This window comes from Cellulophaga sp. (assembly GCF_039943695.1).
Taxonomy (GTDB): domain Bacteria; phylum Bacteroidota; class Bacteroidia; order Flavobacteriales; family Flavobacteriaceae; genus Cellulophaga.
On sequence record NZ_JBDVAA010000007.1, the window covers coordinates 1 to 18,029 of the forward strand.

Annotated in this window: 18 protein-coding genes and 1 other RNA gene; 12 read left to right on the forward strand and 7 right to left on the reverse strand. The window is 31.2% G+C overall.

What is annotated here, in order from left to right; all coding sequences use genetic code 11:
- A partial coding sequence (locus ABJD66_RS00490) for a DUF4199 family protein (protein ID WP_348127008.1) occupies window positions 1-338 on the reverse strand: 338 nt, incomplete at its 3' end.
- Between the two features lie 171 nt (window positions 339-509).
- Between ABJD66_RS00490 and ABJD66_RS00495 the strand changes: the two genes are divergently transcribed.
- The 5 genes from ABJD66_RS00495 to ABJD66_RS00515 all read left to right on the forward strand — a co-directional run bounded on the left by ABJD66_RS00495 (window position 510) and on the right by ABJD66_RS00515 (window position 5,580).
- Complete coding sequence (locus ABJD66_RS00495) at window positions 510-761, forward strand: type B 50S ribosomal protein L31 (RefSeq protein ID WP_077403788.1); 252 nt, start codon at window positions 510-512, stop codon at window positions 759-761.
- An 89-nt stretch (window positions 762-850) separates the two neighbouring features.
- Entirely contained in the window at window positions 851-2,026 is a 1,176-nt protein-coding gene (locus ABJD66_RS00500; RefSeq protein ID WP_348127013.1) for a GlmU family protein, read from the forward strand.
- Between the two features lie 94 nt (window positions 2,027-2,120).
- A complete protein-coding gene (locus ABJD66_RS00505) occupies window positions 2,121-2,606 on the forward strand; it encodes a phosphoglycerate mutase family protein (protein WP_348127016.1) in 486 nt (161 codons plus the stop codon).
- Window positions 2,599-4,674, forward strand: coding sequence for a polyphosphate kinase 1 (gene ppk1 / locus ABJD66_RS00510; protein ID WP_100896298.1), 2,076 nt, complete (start codon window positions 2,599-2,601; stop codon window positions 4,672-4,674). The genes ABJD66_RS00505 and ppk1 overlap by 8 nt, the downstream gene beginning before the upstream one ends.
- A gap of 9 nt (window positions 4,675-4,683) precedes the next feature.
- Window positions 4,684-5,580, forward strand: coding sequence for a rod shape-determining protein (locus ABJD66_RS00515; protein ID WP_198519442.1), 897 nt, complete (start codon window positions 4,684-4,686; stop codon window positions 5,578-5,580).
- 2 nt (window positions 5,581-5,582) lie between these two features.
- Here the strand turns inward: ABJD66_RS00515 and ABJD66_RS00520 are convergent, their stop codons facing one another.
- Entirely contained in the window at window positions 5,583-6,164 is a 582-nt protein-coding gene (locus tag ABJD66_RS00520) for a tRNA-(ms[2]io[6]A)-hydroxylase (protein ID WP_100896296.1), read from the reverse strand.
- 456 nt (window positions 6,165-6,620) lie between these two features.
- Here ABJD66_RS00520 and ABJD66_RS00525 point away from each other — a divergent pair, with 456 nt between their 5' ends.
- Window positions 6,621-7,346: a ThuA domain-containing protein gene (locus tag ABJD66_RS00525; protein ID WP_303542403.1), complete on the forward strand. Its 726-nt coding sequence runs from the start codon at window positions 6,621-6,623 to the stop codon at window positions 7,344-7,346.
- A gap of 61 nt (window positions 7,347-7,407) precedes the next feature.
- Here the strand turns inward: ABJD66_RS00525 and ABJD66_RS00530 are convergent, their stop codons facing one another.
- Window positions 7,408-8,799, reverse strand: coding sequence for a hypothetical protein (locus tag ABJD66_RS00530; RefSeq protein WP_348127023.1), 1,392 nt, complete (start codon window positions 8,797-8,799; stop codon window positions 7,408-7,410).
- A 189-nt stretch (window positions 8,800-8,988) separates the two neighbouring features.
- Complete coding sequence (locus tag ABJD66_RS00535; protein ID WP_348127026.1) at window positions 8,989-10,788, reverse strand: DNA polymerase III subunit gamma/tau; 1,800 nt, start codon at window positions 10,786-10,788, stop codon at window positions 8,989-8,991.
- Window positions 10,789-10,909: 121 nt separating this feature from the next.
- On the opposite strand from ABJD66_RS00535, the gene rnpB reads away from it, so the two are divergent.
- Window positions 10,910-11,222: RNase P RNA component class A (rnpB, locus tag ABJD66_RS00540), an RNA gene on the forward strand.
- Here rnpB and ABJD66_RS00545 read toward each other — a convergent pair.
- Genes ABJD66_RS00545 through ABJD66_RS00555 form a run of 3 tightly spaced genes read right to left on the reverse strand, consistent with a single transcriptional unit; the run spans window position 11,222 to window position 13,228 of the window.
- Window positions 11,222-11,770 (reverse strand): RsmD family RNA methyltransferase, encoded by a 549-nt coding sequence (locus ABJD66_RS00545; RefSeq protein WP_348127029.1) that lies wholly within the window; start codon window positions 11,768-11,770, stop codon window positions 11,222-11,224. The genes rnpB and ABJD66_RS00545 overlap by 1 nt on opposite strands.
- Window positions 11,770-12,597: a DUF3822 family protein gene (locus ABJD66_RS00550; RefSeq protein ID WP_348127032.1), complete on the reverse strand. Its 828-nt coding sequence runs from the start codon at window positions 12,595-12,597 to the stop codon at window positions 11,770-11,772. The genes ABJD66_RS00545 and ABJD66_RS00550 overlap by 1 nt, the downstream gene beginning before the upstream one ends.
- Window positions 12,575-13,228 carry a hypothetical protein gene (locus ABJD66_RS00555; protein WP_100896290.1) on the reverse strand — a complete coding sequence of 218 codons (654 nt, stop codon included), beginning with the start codon at window positions 13,226-13,228 and terminating at the stop codon, window positions 12,575-12,577. The genes ABJD66_RS00550 and ABJD66_RS00555 overlap by 23 nt, the downstream gene beginning before the upstream one ends.
- A 103-nt stretch (window positions 13,229-13,331) precedes the next feature.
- Here ABJD66_RS00555 and ABJD66_RS00560 point away from each other — a divergent pair, with 103 nt between their 5' ends.
- From ABJD66_RS00560 to ABJD66_RS00580, 5 genes are all read left to right on the forward strand, one after another.
- Window positions 13,332-14,771, forward strand: coding sequence for an ATP-binding domain-containing protein (locus ABJD66_RS00560; protein ID WP_303542411.1), 1,440 nt, complete (start codon window positions 13,332-13,334; stop codon window positions 14,769-14,771).
- A gap of 81 nt (window positions 14,772-14,852) precedes the next feature.
- Complete coding sequence (locus ABJD66_RS00565; RefSeq protein WP_100896288.1) at window positions 14,853-15,422, forward strand: DUF4126 domain-containing protein; 570 nt, start codon at window positions 14,853-14,855, stop codon at window positions 15,420-15,422.
- 12 nt (window positions 15,423-15,434) lie between these two features.
- Complete coding sequence (gene kdsB / locus ABJD66_RS00570; RefSeq protein ID WP_348127037.1) at window positions 15,435-16,163, forward strand: 3-deoxy-manno-octulosonate cytidylyltransferase; 729 nt, start codon at window positions 15,435-15,437, stop codon at window positions 16,161-16,163.
- Window positions 16,154-16,858 (forward strand): HAD family hydrolase, encoded by a 705-nt coding sequence (locus ABJD66_RS00575; protein ID WP_100896286.1) that lies wholly within the window; start codon window positions 16,154-16,156, stop codon window positions 16,856-16,858. Before kdsB ends, ABJD66_RS00575 begins: the two co-directional genes overlap by 10 nt.
- An 80-nt stretch (window positions 16,859-16,938) precedes the next feature.
- Window positions 16,939-18,018 (forward strand): iron-containing alcohol dehydrogenase family protein, encoded by a 1,080-nt coding sequence (locus ABJD66_RS00580; RefSeq protein WP_100896285.1) that lies wholly within the window; start codon window positions 16,939-16,941, stop codon window positions 18,016-18,018.
- Window positions 18,019-18,029: the final 11 nt, after the last annotated feature.

Consider the following 18,029-nt stretch of genomic DNA (forward strand, 5'->3'; position numbering starts at 1 on the left):
TGTCCCCAACGAATCATTGTGTTTGTTTGGTAAAACTCATCTATAAAATTATCATATATATATGATGATAAGCCATATAGAGTACCTATAATTACCATAGCAGTAACTCCAATACTAATTGCTTGTCTTGTGGTTAAATAATTGTCGTTTAGTTTTTTAAATCTTTTAGTTACAATAGTCAGTAATACAACTTCTGCAATAAAACAGATTAAAAAAGTGCTATAATAAATAGCAGGAGAAGCATCTAGCATTTTAGGTATAAAATCTAGTATAACTCTTGCTAAACCCGCCATTAAAGCTATAGGTAGTATAAACTCTTTAATGTTCTTATTATCCATATTATTTTTTATTTTTTGGTTGTTATCTAGTAAGTATTCTTTTTTGTATTTTTGTTACACTGCAAAGGAAAGTATTTTTTTATCTTTTTTTTTAATTAGCTATTGTAGTTTTCATAAAAAAGAGTATTTTTGCACCGCTAAATTTATTTAGAAGAATTAAAGTTTTAAAAAATGAGAAAAGGTATACACCCAGAGAATTATAGATTAGTAGCGTTTAAAGATATGTCTAACGATGAAGTATTTTTAACAAAATCTACGGCAAATACAAAAGAAACATTAGAGGTTGATGGTGTTGAATACCCATTAGTAAAGTTAGAAATCTCTAGAACATCACACCCATTTTACACTGGTAAAGCTAAATTGGTAGATACAGCTGGGCGTATTGATAAATTTAAGAACAAGTACAAGAAATTTACTAAATAGTAATTTCTTTATCATAATATTTAAAAGTCACTTTTCAATTAAGTTTGAAACGTGGCTTTTTTAGTTTAATACAAAACCTTAATAGTCTTATGAATTATATTTTATTTGATGGCACTGCAAGAACAGCTTTATTGCCCTTTACTTTTACTAGGCCTGTAGCAGAGATTAGAATAGGAATACTTACCATTAGAGAAAAGTGGGAAAAGTATTTGGGTAGCACAACAAGTACAATAACAGAAGACTATTTAAGTGAAAAACACCCTATGGTGGAGCTAGAGGAAAATGTAATGATAAATTCATCATATTTACCTAACTCTAGTTTAGTTGCTTTAATTGAAGATTTAAAGGAGAACCAAGTTATATATCACAACGATAATATTGTTGCTTTTTTTGCTAAAGAAGCACAAGAAGAAATAGATTTTGATACCTACAAAGCTATTACTTATACAGAAGATGTGATAACTGTAGAAAATACATGGGATATTTTTGCTAAAAATGAAGAAGCTTTGCAGGCAGATTTTGATTTGGTTACTGAAGGGAGAATAAGTGCTCCTATATCTGATACAAATACACTTATAAATCCTGATAATATTTTTATTGAAGAAGGAGCAATTGTAGAGTATTGTATGTTAAACGCAACTAAAGGTCCTATTTATGTGGGTAAAAACGCAGAAATTTGGGAAGGTGCTATGGTACGTGGTGGTTTAGCGTTGTGTGACAATGCAGTGATAAAAATGGGAGCAAAAATATATGGAGCTACAACTATAGGCCCATACAGTAAGGTGTGTGGAGAGGTAAGTAATTCTGTTATTTTTGGTTATTCTAGTAAAGGTCATGAAGGTTATTTAGGTAATTCTGTTTTAGGAGAATGGTGTAATATTGGTGCCGACTCTAACAACTCTAATTTAAAAAATAACTACGCTAAAGTTAGATTGTGGAACTATGAAAGCGAAAGTTTTGAGCAAACTGGCTTACAATTTTGTGGTTTAATGATGGGAGACCATAGTAAAAGTGCAATAAATACTATGTTTAATACAGGTACAGTGGTAGGTGTTAATGTTAACATTTATGTGCCAGGTTTTCCTAGGAATTTTGTTCCTAGTTTTAGTTGGGGTGGTGCTTCTGGCTTTACAACATATGGTACTAAAAAAGCTTTTGATACTGCAAAAATTATGATGGCTAGGCGTAATGTAGAATTTACAGAACAAGATGAAGCTATTTTAACCCACATTTTTGAGGAAACAAAAAAGTGGCGTAAAGATTAAAAAATAATTAAGAAGCGCTAATACATTAAGTTAAATCTAATAAGTTTTTGTATTTTTCCATTTAATTTTTAATCTATAATAGTATTAAAATTAAATGAAAAAACTTACTTTAATTCGTCACGGAAAATCCTCTTGGAATTACAATGTATCGGACAGAGATAGACCTTTGTTGGAGCGTGGTATTAACGATGCTTATTTGGTTGCTGGTGCACTAAAAGAGCCAATTATTGATGCTGTTTTTTCAAGTCCAGCTAATAGAGCATTACACACTTGTAATATCTTTTTAAGAGTCTTAAGTATACCTTCTAGTGAGTTGCGTATTTATGATGAGCTTTATGATTTTTCTGGAGAGTATGTTATCAACTTTATAAAATCTTTAGATAACAAGTTTAACAACGTTGTTATTTTTGGTCACAACCACGCTTTAACTCACATTGTAAATATGTACGGAGATAAAGAGATAGAGAATGTGCCAACAGCGGGCTTGGTAGAGTTAAATTTTAATACTTTGGAGTGGAGTGGTATTGTAAAAGGCAATACGCAGAATGTAATATTTCCTAAACATTTAAAGAATGATTAAGTCAAAAAATCAATATATAAATAGAGAAATTAGCTGGTTAAGCTTTAATGCGCGTGTATTACAAGAAAGTGCAGATATTAAAGTGCCTTTAATTGAAAGATTACGTTTTTTAGGAATATTCTCTAATAATTTAGATGAATTTTTTAAGGTGCGTTATGCTACTGTAAAACGTATTGTAGATGCTGGTAAAACAGGTAAAAGTGTTTTAGGTGGAGAAAAAGCAAAAGATTTACTTGAGGAAATAACTAAGATTGTAATTAAACAACAAACAAAAAGTTTAAAGATTCTTGGTGATATTGAAAAGGAACTGCAGGCGGAAAATATCTTTATTATTAACGAAAAAGAGGTTAGTAAAAGTCAGGCAGATTTTATTAAGACTTACTTTATGGAAAAAGTAAGTCCACGATTAATGACTATTGTTTTAAATGATTTAAGAGAGTTTCCTTTACTAAAAGACACTGCAGCTTATTTGGCAGTTAAAATGGTATTAACCAGTTTAGATGGTGCAGAAGATGTGCCAGAGAACAAATATGCTTTAATAGAAATACCTAAAGATATAGACCGTTTTGTAGTGTTACCTAAAGAGGGTGATAAAAACTACATTATTATTTTAGATGATTTAATTAGATATTCTCTGCGCCATATTTTTAATATGTTTACTTATGAGTCTATATCTGCACACATGATTAAAATAACTAGAGATGCAGAATTAGATATAGATAACGATTTAAGTAAAAGTTTTATAGAGAAAATTTCTTCTAGTGTGGAGCACCGTAAAATTAGTGATCCTGTGCGTTTTGTTTATGATAAAAGAATAGCAAAAGATACGCTGTCTTTTCTTATGGAGAAAATGGGAATAGAAGAAACAGATAGTATTATTCCTGGTGGTATTTACCATAACCGTAGGGATTATATGAAATTTCCTAGTCTTGGGCGTAAAGATCTTATGTATGATAAGATTACGCCATTATTGGTAAAAGATTTTAATTTTGAAGGTAGTATTTTAGAGCAAATAGCTGTAAAAGATCATTTACAATATACACCTTATCATACTTTTTCTTACATCACTAAATTTTTAAGGGAGGCAGCTTTAGATCCGCAGGTAAGAACCATTAAGTTAACCGTTTACAGGTTGGCAAGTAATTCTCAGGTAGTGTCTTCATTAATAAATGCTGTTAAAAACGGCAAGCAGGTAACTGTGCAAATAGAGTTACAGGCTAGGTTTGATGAGCAAGCAAACATACAGTATGCAGAATTGCTACAAGCAGAAGGAGTAAAGCTTATTTTTGGTGTGCCAGGTTTAAAAGTGCATAGTAAAATATGTGTTATAGAGAGAGAAGAAGCTGAAGGTTTAAAACGATATGGTTTTATTAGTACAGGTAATTTTAACGAGTCTACAGCTAAAATATATACAGATTATACTCTTTTTACAGCGCACTCGCCCATATTAAAAGAGTTAAATAAAGTTTTTGATTTTTTTGAAACTAGTTATAAGGTTCATAAGTACAAACATTTAATTGTGTCACCTCATTATACAAAAAACGCTTTTAGAGCGTTAATAGATCAAGAGATTGAAAACGCAAAAGCAGGAAAAGAAGCATTTATAAGAATTAAGATGAATAGCTTAACATCTTATAAAATGGTAGATAAGTTGTATGAGGCCAGCAATGCTGGTGTAAAAATACAGTTAATTATTAGAGGTGTATGTTGTTTGGTTCCTGGTGTTAAGGGAATGAGTGAAAACATCGAAGCTATTAGTGTTGTAGATAAATTTTTAGAACACACTAGACTTTTTGTTTTTGGAAACGACGGAGATCCTAAAGTGTATATTTCTTCAGCAGATTGGATGACTAGAAATTTAGATTTTAGAGTGGAAGTTGGTTGTCCTATTTATGACAGAGATATTAAACAACAATTATTAGAAACTTTTGATATTTCATGGAATGATAACTTAAAAGCACGTATCTTTTCAGATAAACAAGATAATGCTTATCGTATAAACGATGCTCCAGAATTGCGTTCTCAGTTTGAATTGTATGATTATTATAAAAAGCAATTAAGTAAATAGACTTATATTTTGAAAATTTTTAAACTTGCAGCAATAGACATTGGTTCCAATGCCATACGTTTATTAATACATAATATTATTGAAACTAAAGACAAGAAAACCGAATTTAGGAAAAGTTCTTTAGTTAGGGTGCCCATACGTTTGGGTGAAGATTCTTTTACAGTAGGTGAAATATCTGAGAGAAATATAGAGCGTATGTTAGATGCTATGAAGGCATTTAAATTACTTATGAGTGTAAATGGTGTAGATAGTTATATGGCTTGCGCTACATCTGCAATTAGAGAAGCAAATAACGGTTATGAGGTTATAGAAAAAATTCGTAATGAGGCAGGTGTTAATATAGAAGTAATTGATGGTAAAAAGGAAGCAGCTATTATTGCTTCTACAGACTTAAAGGAGCTTATTAATAATGACCAAGCTTACTTATATATAGATGTTGGAGGTGGTAGTACAGAATTTACTGTTTTTTCTGAAGGGAAATTGGTAGCATCAAAATCTTTTAAAATTGGTACTGTAAGATTGTTAAATGATATGGTAGGTGTTAAGGTTTGGAACCAAATTGAAGAATGGATAAAACTTTATACAAAAGACTTGCCTAAAGTATCTATAATTGGTTCTGGAGGTAATATAAATAAGTTACACAAAATGTCTGGCCGTAAAATAGGTGAGCCTTTATCTTATATTTGGCTTAATGCTCAGTATCATTTTTTAGAGAGTATGAGTTATGAAGATAGAGTATCTGAACTTGGTTTAAACCAAGATAGAGCAGATGTAATTATACCAGCAACACGTATTTTTTTATCTTCAGCTAAATGGTCTGGATCTAAAAAAATACATGTCCCAAAAATAGGATTATCAGATGGTATGATAAAGACGCTGTATCAAAAAAACAAAGATTCTATTTAGTATTAGCCGTGTACATTACCTGTTTCACCCAAATTTTTCATTAGTTCGGCTTCATATTCTAGTAAGTCTTGCCATTTTTGGTCAACTTCTTCACGGTCTCCGTATTGTCTAGCAAAGTTTAAAAACATTGTATAATGTCCTGCTTCGCTAATCATTAATTTACGGTAAAATTCAGCTAAGTCTTTGTCTGTTAATTCTTCAGATAATAATCTAAAGCGTTCACAGCTACGCGCTTCTATTAATGCAGCATATAACAACCTGTGTACCAATTGTGTTGTTCTGCTACCTCCTTTTGGAAAAAACTTTAAAAGGTCTATAACGTACAAATCTTTACGATCACGACCAAGAGTGTTACCACGTGCTATAATACGGTCATGTACCATTTTAAAGTGTCCCATTTCTTCTCTAGTTAAGGCTACCATTTCCTGTACTAAGTCTGTATACTCTGGAAAACCTACAATTAAGGAAATTGCTGTAGATGCTGCTTTTTGCTCACAGAAAGCATGATCTGTTAATATATCATCAATATTTTTTTCTACAATATTAACCCATCTTGGGTCTGTTGGTAATTTTAAACCTAGCATAGCACACAAATTTAGCTGCAAAAATAGTCATATTGATTTGTATGCAAATAAAAAAGACATATTTTCTAATATAGAAAATATGCCTTTTAAAGGTTTTGGTTGATCAGTTATTTTAAATATAATATTTATTTTAAGAACACTTGTTATTGTAGTAGAATACAATTAGTGGTGTTTTTGTTAAAATTATACTAAAGCCTAAATGTAGTATAAATCATTCAATAATGAAATAAAATAATCAGAAAAGTAACAAATTTGTACTATTTGTTAAATGAATAATTCTATTTTATAATAACTTAAATGATGTTAATATACTATTAAACAGCATTTTAGCTTTGTTTTTAATAATAACTTTTCTTTTGGTGTATGTTTATCTAATTGAAAATAAATAGGTTACATTTTCATAATTTTACTAACTTACCAATTATTAATAACAACCAATTTTATAAAATCTATTATATGAAATCTACCTTTTTAAAAGTTTTTGTTTTTATATTTTTAAGTGTAACCTTCTTTTCATGTGGTTTACAAAGTTCAAAAGTTTTAGTGTTTACAAAAACGGAGGGCTTTAGACATGGTTCTATAGAGGATGGTGTTATTGCTTTTGAAAAAATGGCTAAGGAGCATAAGTTTATTGTAGACACTACAGCTAATGCAGATATGTTTACAGAGGCTAATTTAAAGCAGTATAAAGCTGTTGTGTTTTTAAATACTACAGGAGATTTATTAAATGAAAAACAACAAGCTGCTTTTGAAAATTATATTAGATCTGGAGGAGGTTATGTAGGAATACATGCTGCAGCAGATGCAGAATATAGTTGGCCGTGGTATAATAAATTAGTTGGAGGTTATTTTAACGGTCATCCTAAAGTTCAAAAAGCTACTTTACAAGTTGTAGATAATACGCATTCCTCAACCAAAATGTTAGACACTACCTGGGAAAAAGTTGATGAGTGGTATAACTATAAAGATATAAATAAGGATATTAATGTGCTTTTAAATTTAGATGAAAAGAGTTATACTGGTGGTAAAAATGGCGATAAGCATCCTATGGCTTGGTATCATGAGTACGATGGTGGTAGAGCTTTTTATACAGGTTTAGGACACACAAAAGTTACTTTTAAAAATCCAGTGTTTTTGGCACATCTCTATGGAGGTTTGCAGTATGCAATGGGAGAGAAGTAAATAAAAAAAAAGCGTCTAGTTTTAAAACTAGACGCTTTTTTTATTTATTTTGAATAACTAATTAATTGCAATTACCTTCCTTAGGTTTTTCAACTTTAGGACAACCTTTTACTTCACTGCTTGGGTAAGTAAAAAAATCATCTAGCTCAAAATCTTCATTGGTTTTAGTTATTCTTCCTATAATTATTTCATAACAACCACCTTCACTACCGTTAGCGCAATCAGCGTTGATACTAGCGTTATTTCTAACAGCACTTATAGATGAACCTGTAACACTTTCGTCATCTGGATTATAGCATTTTTCTATTAGTTCTTTTCGTTTATCACATCCAAAATATTTATAGTCTTTTCCTTTAACTTGTGCTCCATAGCCACCAGTAACTGTCACGTCTCCAACGTAAGATTTACTGTCAAACGTACCTAAATTATTTATGCCATTAGTATTATTATCTAAAAAACCAGCAGCTATTTGTACTGCATGCGTTGAGTTTATAGCAACAACTCTTTCAACATCTACTCTGCCTTGATCTACTCTGTGAGGAGAAAAATTCATAGCAGCATCACCATTTTTAACGTAAATATCTCTAACCACAATATCGTCTACAGTTTTTTCATTTACCATATTTGTTTCTGCGGCACCAGTTTCTACTCTCATTGTAATGCCGCCTTCACCACTTAAATTTTTACATAAAATACTTCTGCCGGTTTGCATTTGTATAACTCCATAGCCAACATGCATATTAGTCATAAATATATTTTTTATAATACCTTTTGTAGATATTTCATCTGTTTTTGAACTAGAAGGTAGGTTTAAAACAATATTAGAAAACTTAGAGAAGCTATCTGTTAATGTTACCCCAGATAATTTGAAATTTTTCACATTACCAAATTCTACTAATTTAACACCTCCATATTCTCCATTAGGAATGTTAGACTTAAACCAGGTATTTTTATCAGTATTATCTTCGTCTAAGCTTGTTATTGCAACGTTTTCTGTATAAAAATCTTCACCAACAACAAATATGGTTATGTTTTTATTTTTAATGTTACCGCTTAAATCTGGTTCTATTATAGCCTCAGAGTCTATTTTTAAATGAATATTAGATCTTAATAATATATCCTTAAAGCAGTATCTGCCCTTAGGTATTCTTATAATCCCTCCACCTTCATTGGATAATGATTCTATTTCGTTATTTAATATATCGCTGTCTATAGGGTTACAATCTCCATTTAAGTTTACTACTATTTGTTTGTTGGGTATTTTGTTTGAGTAAAATCTTTCTTCGTTATCAGCTAATCTATCATTAGTAGTTTCGCCTTCATAAACAAGCGGATCATTATTTTTTATAGAGTCTTGTTTTTCATTTGAGTCATCATCTTTATTTGAGCATGATATTATTGTTATTATCATTAATAATGCAGAGATAATTGACTTAAAATTGTTTTTCTTCATTTGTATATTTTTAATTTTTCGCAAATTAAAAACTGTACTAAATGTAATTTGTTTCTAATAGTTTATTAGATGTATTTGTAAGTAAAAAACTGTTAATTGTAAAGCGTAACTATTTGTTTTAGAGGAGTTGGTACTTTGTCTTAATTTTGGTTGTAGAAATCGTTTTTAATAAAACTAGGTCAATTATTACTATATACTTAAATCAAATTCCTGTCTTAGTAAGTCTATTACAGGGTTTTTTTCTCTTAATTTTTGGTATTTTTCTTCAGGAGTAAACGCAAACTTTTTTACAGCTTCTTCATTAACTGTAACTTCTAGAGTAATAAAATAATTATTTAGCTCTTTTTTTAGGTATTCCATAAGGTCGTACTTTTCACGTTCAACCTCTTTTTTCATAGTGTCATTAGGTAGTTGTATGCTAATAGTTGTTCTATCCTTTAAAGTAGGAGTGTCACTATTTAAGTTAGAAGCTAAAATACGTTGACCTTCAGCTTCAATTTTATTTACAAAAATATTCCATAATTCTTGTAGTTTTTCTACTGCAAAGTCTTCATTGGGTAGTTTACTCTCGTCTACAACAACATCAACTTTATTTAATTTGTGCTGTTGTTTAGTTTTTAAGCTAGAAAGAGATAAGCCAGAAACTCTTTTAGGCGCATTTATATCTAATTTTTTTATTGCGGGAGCTGTAGCTACCTCTGCGGTTGCTGTATTTGTTTTTGATACAACAGTAGGTGTAACAGATTTTGGAGTAGCAACAGGAGCTGTTTCTGTAGTGGTATTAGCTACTGTAGCTTGCTCTGTACTGGGTGTTGATTCTTTAGCTTTAGTAGTTTGGGTACTATTTGGATTGCTTTTTCTAAAATGAGAAGCAGGTACTAAAGATATAATTTGATTGTGTAATGCTAGAGATTCAGGATTTTTTTTTTCTCCATCAAAAGTGATAGAGGCTAATTTCATTAAGGCAAGTTCTATTAACAAGCGTTGATTTTTACTTGTTTTGTAATCTAGATCTGCACTGTTTGCAATATCTATAGCTTTTAGTAGAAAAGCATTATTTGTTTGCTGTGTTTGTTCTAAATAGCGTTTTTTAGCTTCGTCCCCAACTTCTAATAAGTTTATTGTGTTTGGATGCTTACAAACCATTAGATCTCTAAAATGAGATGCTAAGCCAATAATAAAATGGTGACCATCAAAACCTTTACTAAGTGTTGTGTTAAATAGTATTAGTAATGAAGGGATATCGTTTTGTAATATATAATCTGTAGCAGTAAAGTATGTATCGTAATCTAATACATTTAAGTTTTCTGTAACTGCTTTACGGGTTAATTGTTTACCTGAAAAACTAACAACTCTATCAAATATAGAAAGAGCATCTCGCATTGCGCCATCAGCTTTTTGAGCTATAATATGTAAAGCGTCATCATCTGCTTCAATACCTTGGTTTTCTGCAATATATTTTAAATATTCTGCTGCGTCTTTAACTGTAATTCGTTTAAAATCAAATATTTGACAACGAGATAGAATAGTTGGTATAATTTTATGCTTTTCTGTAGTTGCTAAAATAAAAATAGCGTGCTTTGGTGGTTCTTCTAATGTTTTAAGAAAAGCATTAAAAGCAGCCTGAGAAAGCATATGTACCTCATCTATAATATATACTTTGTATTTACCAACTTGTGGTGGTATACGTACTTGATCTATTAGACTTCTAATACCGTCTACAGAGTTGTTAGATGCAGCATCTAGTTCAAAAATATTAAAAGCAAAGTCCTCTTCAGAGTTTTCTTCTCCGTCAGAGTTTATCATTTTTGCTAAAATACGAGCACACGTAGTTTTACCAACACCTCTAGGACCTGTAAACAACAAAGCTTGTGCTAAATGGTTGTTTTGTATGGCATTTAAAAGTGTATTTGTAATAGCTTGTTGCCCAACAACATCTTTAAATGTTTGAGGTCTATATTTTCTAGCTGATACTACAAATGGTTCCAATTACTATGCTTTTTTTTAGTGAACTGCTGTTATGTTACAAATATAAAAATACCCTCTTATTTTACCTTGTTTTTTGTAAAGATATAGTACTTACTTATCAACAATTAAATTACCTTTGCCGCGAGCAGGTTACTCTATCGCTTTACAAACTTGATTTGTAAAGAGGAAAGTCCGGACACCATAGTGTAGCATAGCGGGTAACGCCCGTCCGTTGTAAAACGAGGACAAGTGCAGCAGAAAGTATGTACAGGTAATGCTGTAGTGAAACCAGGTAAACTCTATGCGGTGCAACGCCATGTAAATTAGCGCTATAAGGGTACACGCCCAAGCTAAAGGGTAGGCGGTTTGAGCTTTTGGGTAACCAAAAGTCTAGATAAATGATAGAGGAGCTACTTGTAGGCTTTACAGAATCCGGCTTATGACCTGCTCTTTTTTAAGCTTCTTTTTTAATTTCAAAAAAACTAAAAACACTGCCACCATATCTTTTTAGGTATGAAAAATTTGGTAAATCTTCTAAATCTGTGTGTTTAGAGTGTTCTACAATTAACAAACCATCTTCAGTAAGCAAGTCGTTTTTAAAAACTAACTCAGGTATTTTAGCAAAATTTTCTTTAGAGAAATCGTAAGGAGGATCTGCAAAAACAATAGTAGATTTAATAGATGTACGTTCTAGATACTTAAAAACATCACTTTTAATAGTAGATATATCTACCTCTAAATCTTTAGCAGTCTGACTAATAAATTTTATACAACCATAGTCTGCATCTACGCAAATAATATTTTCTGTTCCGCGAGAAGCAAATTCATAGCTTATGTTACCAGTGCCAGCAAATAGGTCTAATACACTTATGTCTTCAAAATAATAATGGTTATTTAAAATATTAAACAGGGCTTCTTTAGCCATATCTGTTGTTGGTCTAACGGGCAATTTTTTTGGTGCTGTTAGCCTTTTACTTTTAAATTTTCCTGATATTATGCGCATTATAAAGCGTTTAAAGCGGTAAAGTCTATATTTTTTTTAGTAAAATCTCCTAGTTGAAATGTACTATGGTCTGGTGCGTACACACAAATGTTTTTAAAATGATTGTAGCAATTTTTGTAAATAGTACTATCTTCTTCTATGTCTCCAAACAAGCGAAGCAAAACAGTTTCATTATTTAATTTTAATTGTTCGCACGTAAAAAGTAAATAATATAAAAAGTCTTCTGTGGTAGTATATTCAAAACTATTAAAAAGGAGTAATTTCTTTTTGTCAATTATAATAATATCCATTTGTCTTTCAGATGCATATACATAACAAGTAATATCGTTATTTGTATTTGCATTTAATAAAGATGATGTTATAATTGAAGAACTGTGTTTGTATGTAAAATCACCAAACAGATCGTAAATGTAGTTGTTAATGTTTACTAATGGTACAAAAACATTTACAATGTCAAAGTTTGCAATTTCATCTTGTGCTATAAGATCTGTTGCTAAAACTTTTGTGTTGTATTTTAGATAATTATGAGCTTCATCTTCTACAAATAAAGATTTTGGAACAAAGCAAAATAGCGTATTTCTGTGTGTGGCTATTACTTCTGCGTAAGTATTATTGGTAATGTTATGTTCTTTTAACATAGTTACCAATTCTTTTTCTAGCTCTAAACTATCAAGTTCGGTATCAAATATTTTTCTTTCAGAAGCCAATACAGTATTATCTAGAGTATCAACAACACAAAAAGAAAGTCCATTCAAACTAATTTGAATGGACAATTTTTTATAATTAGATGTAGTATCTAATATATTATTTTTTTGCTTTTCTGTCATAAATTGGAGGCCAGTTACCACTAGTGCTTACATCTTGTAAGTCACCAACTATAATTTCAGTACCATTTATTTCTTCAACACTATTTTGAGCATTTTCTCTAGCTACTAAGTCTTTTGGCTGATCGTATAAAACTACATCTTTTTCAACAAATGCTTTAAATACAGATACTTGTTTACCACCTTTTTCAATAGTAGAAGTACTCATTTGTATTTCAGCTTTACCATCTTTAGAGAAAGGAACAAACTTAAGTGTTTTATATCTGTCATCATTCTTAAATAAAGAATCTTTTACAGGTATAATATTTAATGTATCTACAATTTTTACATCTCTTTGTAAATCAATACCAAAGTCTTTATCATACTCCATATAAGAAGAGTCTCTTTGCTGTATAATGTAGTAGTTTCCGTTATCAACAAACTTAACTAAAGCATTAAAGTTAGGAGCAAATTTACCAGTGGCAGATTTGTGAGCTTCTTGTATGTTTCTAATATCTTTTAAAGAATTAACTACAGCTTGGAAGCGCTCTTGTTTTACTTTTTTAAACTCTATAGGACCATTTACAGATTGGTATATCATGTATCCAAAAAAGATAGCTGCTAACCAAAGAACAATTTTAATTACGGTTTTCATTATTATAATGTTGTTTTTATTTAGTGGTTTGACACAAATCTACAATTTTTTTTTAATCACAAAAGTATTTCACCTTAAATTTCATCATTATCTTTGAACACTTATGAATCTACCCACCCCTACATCATTCTTTAATATTTTAAAAGAAAAATTTCCTTTTGAGCCTACTTTAAAGCAGCTCATCACTTTAGAGAAGCTTTCTCAGTTTTTATTATCTAAAAATAAGGACAATCTTTTTCTTTTAAAAGGTTATGCAGGTACAGGAAAAACCACAATTATTGGAACTATAGTTACAAATTTGTGGAATATAAAAATGAAAGCTGTGCTTTTAGCTCCAACTGGTAGGGCTGCAAAAGTTATGTCTAACTATGCAAATACAAAGGCTTTAACCATACATAAAAAAATATATTTTCCTAAAAAGCAAAGTGGGGGAGGTGTGCAGTTTACATTGGCACCAAACAAACACAGAGACACAATTTTTGTTGTAGATGAGGCATCTATGATACCTGATGCACCAACTGACTCTAAACTTTTTGAAAACGGATCTTTGCTAGATGATCTAATGTCTTATGTATATTCTGGACACAATTGTAAACTTGTTTTAATAGGAGATACGGCTCAATTACCACCTGTTAGGTTAGATATTAGTCCGGCTTTGGATGAAGACAGGTTATCTTTAAATTACAATAAAGATGTAACCAGGGTAGAACTAGATGAAGTTATGAGGCAAGCTGAAGACTCTGGTATTTTAATGAACGCCACCAATTTAAGAGAGCAATTACACGGCAGTTTTTTTGATGATTTTAAGTTTGATGTGAATCCGTATAAAGACATAGTACGTTTAATAGAAGGTAATGACATTCTAGAAGCTATAGAAGATTCTTATTCTAAAAATGGAAAAGAAGAAACAGCTTTTATAGTGCGCTCTAACAAAAGAGCAAATTTGTACAATGCAAATATTAGAAACAGAATTTTATACCTAGAAAATGTTATTTCTACTGGTGATTATATGATGGTAGTTAAAAATAATTATTTCTGGATAAAACCAACCACAGAGGCTGGTTTTATTGCTAACGGAGATATATTAGAGGTACTAGAAATTTTTGCAATAAAAGAATTATATGGTTTTAGGTTTGCAGAGGTTAATGTAAAAATGGTGGATTATCCTAATATGCCAGCTTTTGAAACCGTTTTACTTTTAGATACTATAGATGCAGAAACGCCATCTTTACCTTATGAAGAAAGTAATAGGTTGTACCAAGAGGTAATGCTAGACTACGCAGATGAAACCTCTAAATATAAAAAGTTTTTAAAGGTTAAAAATAACAAGTATTTTAATGCGCTACAGGTAAAATTCTCCTATGCTATTACTTGTCACAAGAGTCAGGGCGGGCAATGGGACACTGTGTTTGTAGAGCAACCATATTTGCCTAATGGTATAGATAAAGATTATCTACGTTGGTTATATACTGCAGTAACAAGAGCTAAAAAACAATTGTATTTAATAGGATTTAAGAACGATTTTTTTCTTGATTGGGAATAGCCTATTTTTGGTACAATATATGTGTATAACTAACCATATAGCTGCTTTTAAGAGCAACTTAAACAAATAAAACCATTACAAATGACATCAGAAACCATTATTAGTATTTTTTTAGGGATAGGCTTGGCTACATCTGTAGGCTTTAGAGTCTTTTTACCTTTATTTGCATTAAGTTTAGCCTCTTACTTTGGTGTATGGGAGCTAAATGAAAGTTGGAACTGGATTGGGAGCTTACCGGCTTTAATAGTTTTAGGAGTAGCAACAGTAGTAGAAATTTTTGCTTATTTTATTCCTTGGGTAGACAATATATTAGATTCTGCTGCCATACCTTTGGCGGCAATTGCAGGTACCGCAGTTATGGTATCTACAGTTGCAAATTTAGACCCAGTTATAACTTGGTCCTTGGCAATTATTGCTGGTGGTGGTACAGCTAGCGCTATTAAAGGTACTTCTGCCGCAACAAGATTAACATCTACGGCTACAACAGGTGGTTTAGCAAACCCAATTGTAGCAACTGTAGAAACAGGCACAGCTGTGGTTGTTTCTACAGCAACCATTGTAGCTCCTGTAATTGGAGCTGTTTTGGTAGTAATAATACTAGCATTAATTTTTAGAATGTACAGAAAATTAATGCCCAAACGTAAAAAATAGAAAAAGAGATACATGAAGATTATTGCAATGATTCCTGCGCGTTATGCAGCATCTAGATTTCCAGGTAAACTAATGCAAAATTTAGCGGGTAAGCCCGTAATTGTTAGAACTTATGAAACAGCTGTAAATACAAATTTGTTTGATGACGTTTTTGTTGTTACAGATAGCGATACTATTTACAACACCATTACAGAAGCTGGTGGTAAGGCTATTATGAGTGTTAAAGAACATGAGTGTGGTAGCGACCGTATAGCTGAGGCAGTAGAAAATATGGATGTAGATATTGTTTTTAATATTCAGGGTGATGAGCCTTTTACTCCAAAAGAAGGGTTAGAAGAGTTGTTATCTGTGTTTAAAAACGACGATAAAAAAGAAATAGATCTGGCCACTATTATGTCTGAAATGACAAATGAAGAAGATATTAAAGATCCAAACTTTGTAAAAGTTATAGTAGATAACAGAAATTTTGCACTGTATTTTTCTCGTTCTCCAATACCATATCCTAGAGAAAAAAATGTAGGTCTTAAATACTACGAGCATAAAGGTGTTTATGCTTTTAGAAAATCTGCATTAATGGATTTTTATAATTTACCAATGTTGCCTTTAGAAGCATCAGAAAAAGTAGAGTGTATACGCTATTTAGAATATGGTAAAAAAATAAAAATGATTGTAGATAATACATCTGGTATAGAGATAGATACGCCAGAGGATTTAGAAAGAGCACAGGCAGAATGGAAGTAGACTATAAGAATATAAAAGTTATTGGTTTTGATGCCGATGACACGCTTTGGGTTAATGAAACGTACTTTAGAGAGGCAGAAGAACGTTTTGCAGAGCTGTTAGAAGGGTATGAGACTAAAAACAAAATAGATCAAGAGCTTTTTAAAATGGAAATGCAAAATTTAGGTCGGTACGGATACGGCATAAAAGCATTTGTATTGTCTATGGTAGAGTCTGCTTTAGAACTGTCTAACAATAAAGTAAACAATTCTGTAATAGCTAAAATTTTAGATATAGGTAAAGAGATGATAGAGCAACCGGTAGAGTTATTACCAGGTGTTGAGTCTGTTTTACAAAAGCTTCAGTCTAAATACAGATTAATAGTTTTAACTAAAGGAGATTTATTAGATCAAGAACAAAAGTTAGAAAAATCTGGATTAAAAAAATACTTTCATCACGTAGAAGTTTTAAGCGATAAAAAGGAAGAGAACTATAAAAACTTGTTAGATCACCTTCAAATTAAAACATCAGAATTTATAATGCTTGGTAATTCTTTAAAGTCTGATGTGTTACCTATTGTTAAGCTGGGTGCACAAGCGGTACACATTCCTTTTCATACCACTTGGGTTCATGAAACGGTATCTAAAGAAGAAGAGGAATCTAATACCTATTTAACTTTAGACAAGATTGAAGATATTTTGGACTATTTAAAATAACATTTTTTTAGAATAAGAAATTCATATAACAAGATAGGTTTGCTTAAATTTGTCTTATCATACTTAATAGATATAATACTATGACAACATATAGAAATTTCCCAATGGTACCTAGAGTAATTTTTGGGAACGGTAGTTTTAGCCAAATAGGAGATATTTTAAAATTGAAACGTAAAAGTGCTAATGCACCTTTTATTTTTTTAATTGATGATGTTTTTAAAGGCAAAGAGTTAGCTGCCAGAATACCTTTGGTAGAGAATGATAAAACTATATTTGTTTCATCAGAATTTGAACCAAAAACGTACCAAGTAGATGCTCTAGTAGAACAAATAAAAGCAGAGTATAATGAGTTGCCTTCTGGTATTATAGGTATTGGTGGTGGTACATTGTTAGATATGGCAAAGGCTGTAGCTATTATGTTAACCAACCCAGGTAGTTCTGCAGAATACCAAGGATGGGATTTGGTTAAAAACCCAGCTATTTATCACGTTGGTGTACCTACAATTAGTGGTACAGGTGCAGAGGTTTCTAGAACAACAGTATTATTAGGCCCAGAACGTAAATTGGGTATAAACTCAGATTACACTCCTTTTGATCAAGTTGTATTAGATCCAGATTTAACACAAGGCGTACCAAAAGATCAGTGGTTTTACACAGGTATGGATTGCTACATACATTGTGTAGAGTCTTTAGAAGGTACTTTTTTAAATGCATTTAGTCAAAGTTATGGCGAAAAAGCAATGGAGCTTTGTAATGATGTGTATTTAAAAGATATTCCAGAAGACGAGTCTAGAGACAAATTAATGATGGCATCTTGGCACGGCGGTATGAGTATTGCTTACTCACAAGTAGGTGTAGCACATGCGTTAAGTTACGGTTTGTCTTATTTATTGGGAGTAAAACACGGTATAGGAAACTGTTTAGTGTTTAATCATTTAGAAGAGTTTTATCCTGAAGGTGTAAAATTGTTTTATAAAATGATGGATAAACATAATATTACTTTACCTACTGGTATTTGTAAAGATCTTACTGAAGATGAGTTTACAACTATGATTAATGTTGCCTTAAGCTTAGAGCCGCTTTGGGAAAATGCTTTAGGTAAAGATTGGAAAAAAACTGCAACACCAGAGAAATTAAGATCTATTTACGCAAAAATATAATAGACTTTTAT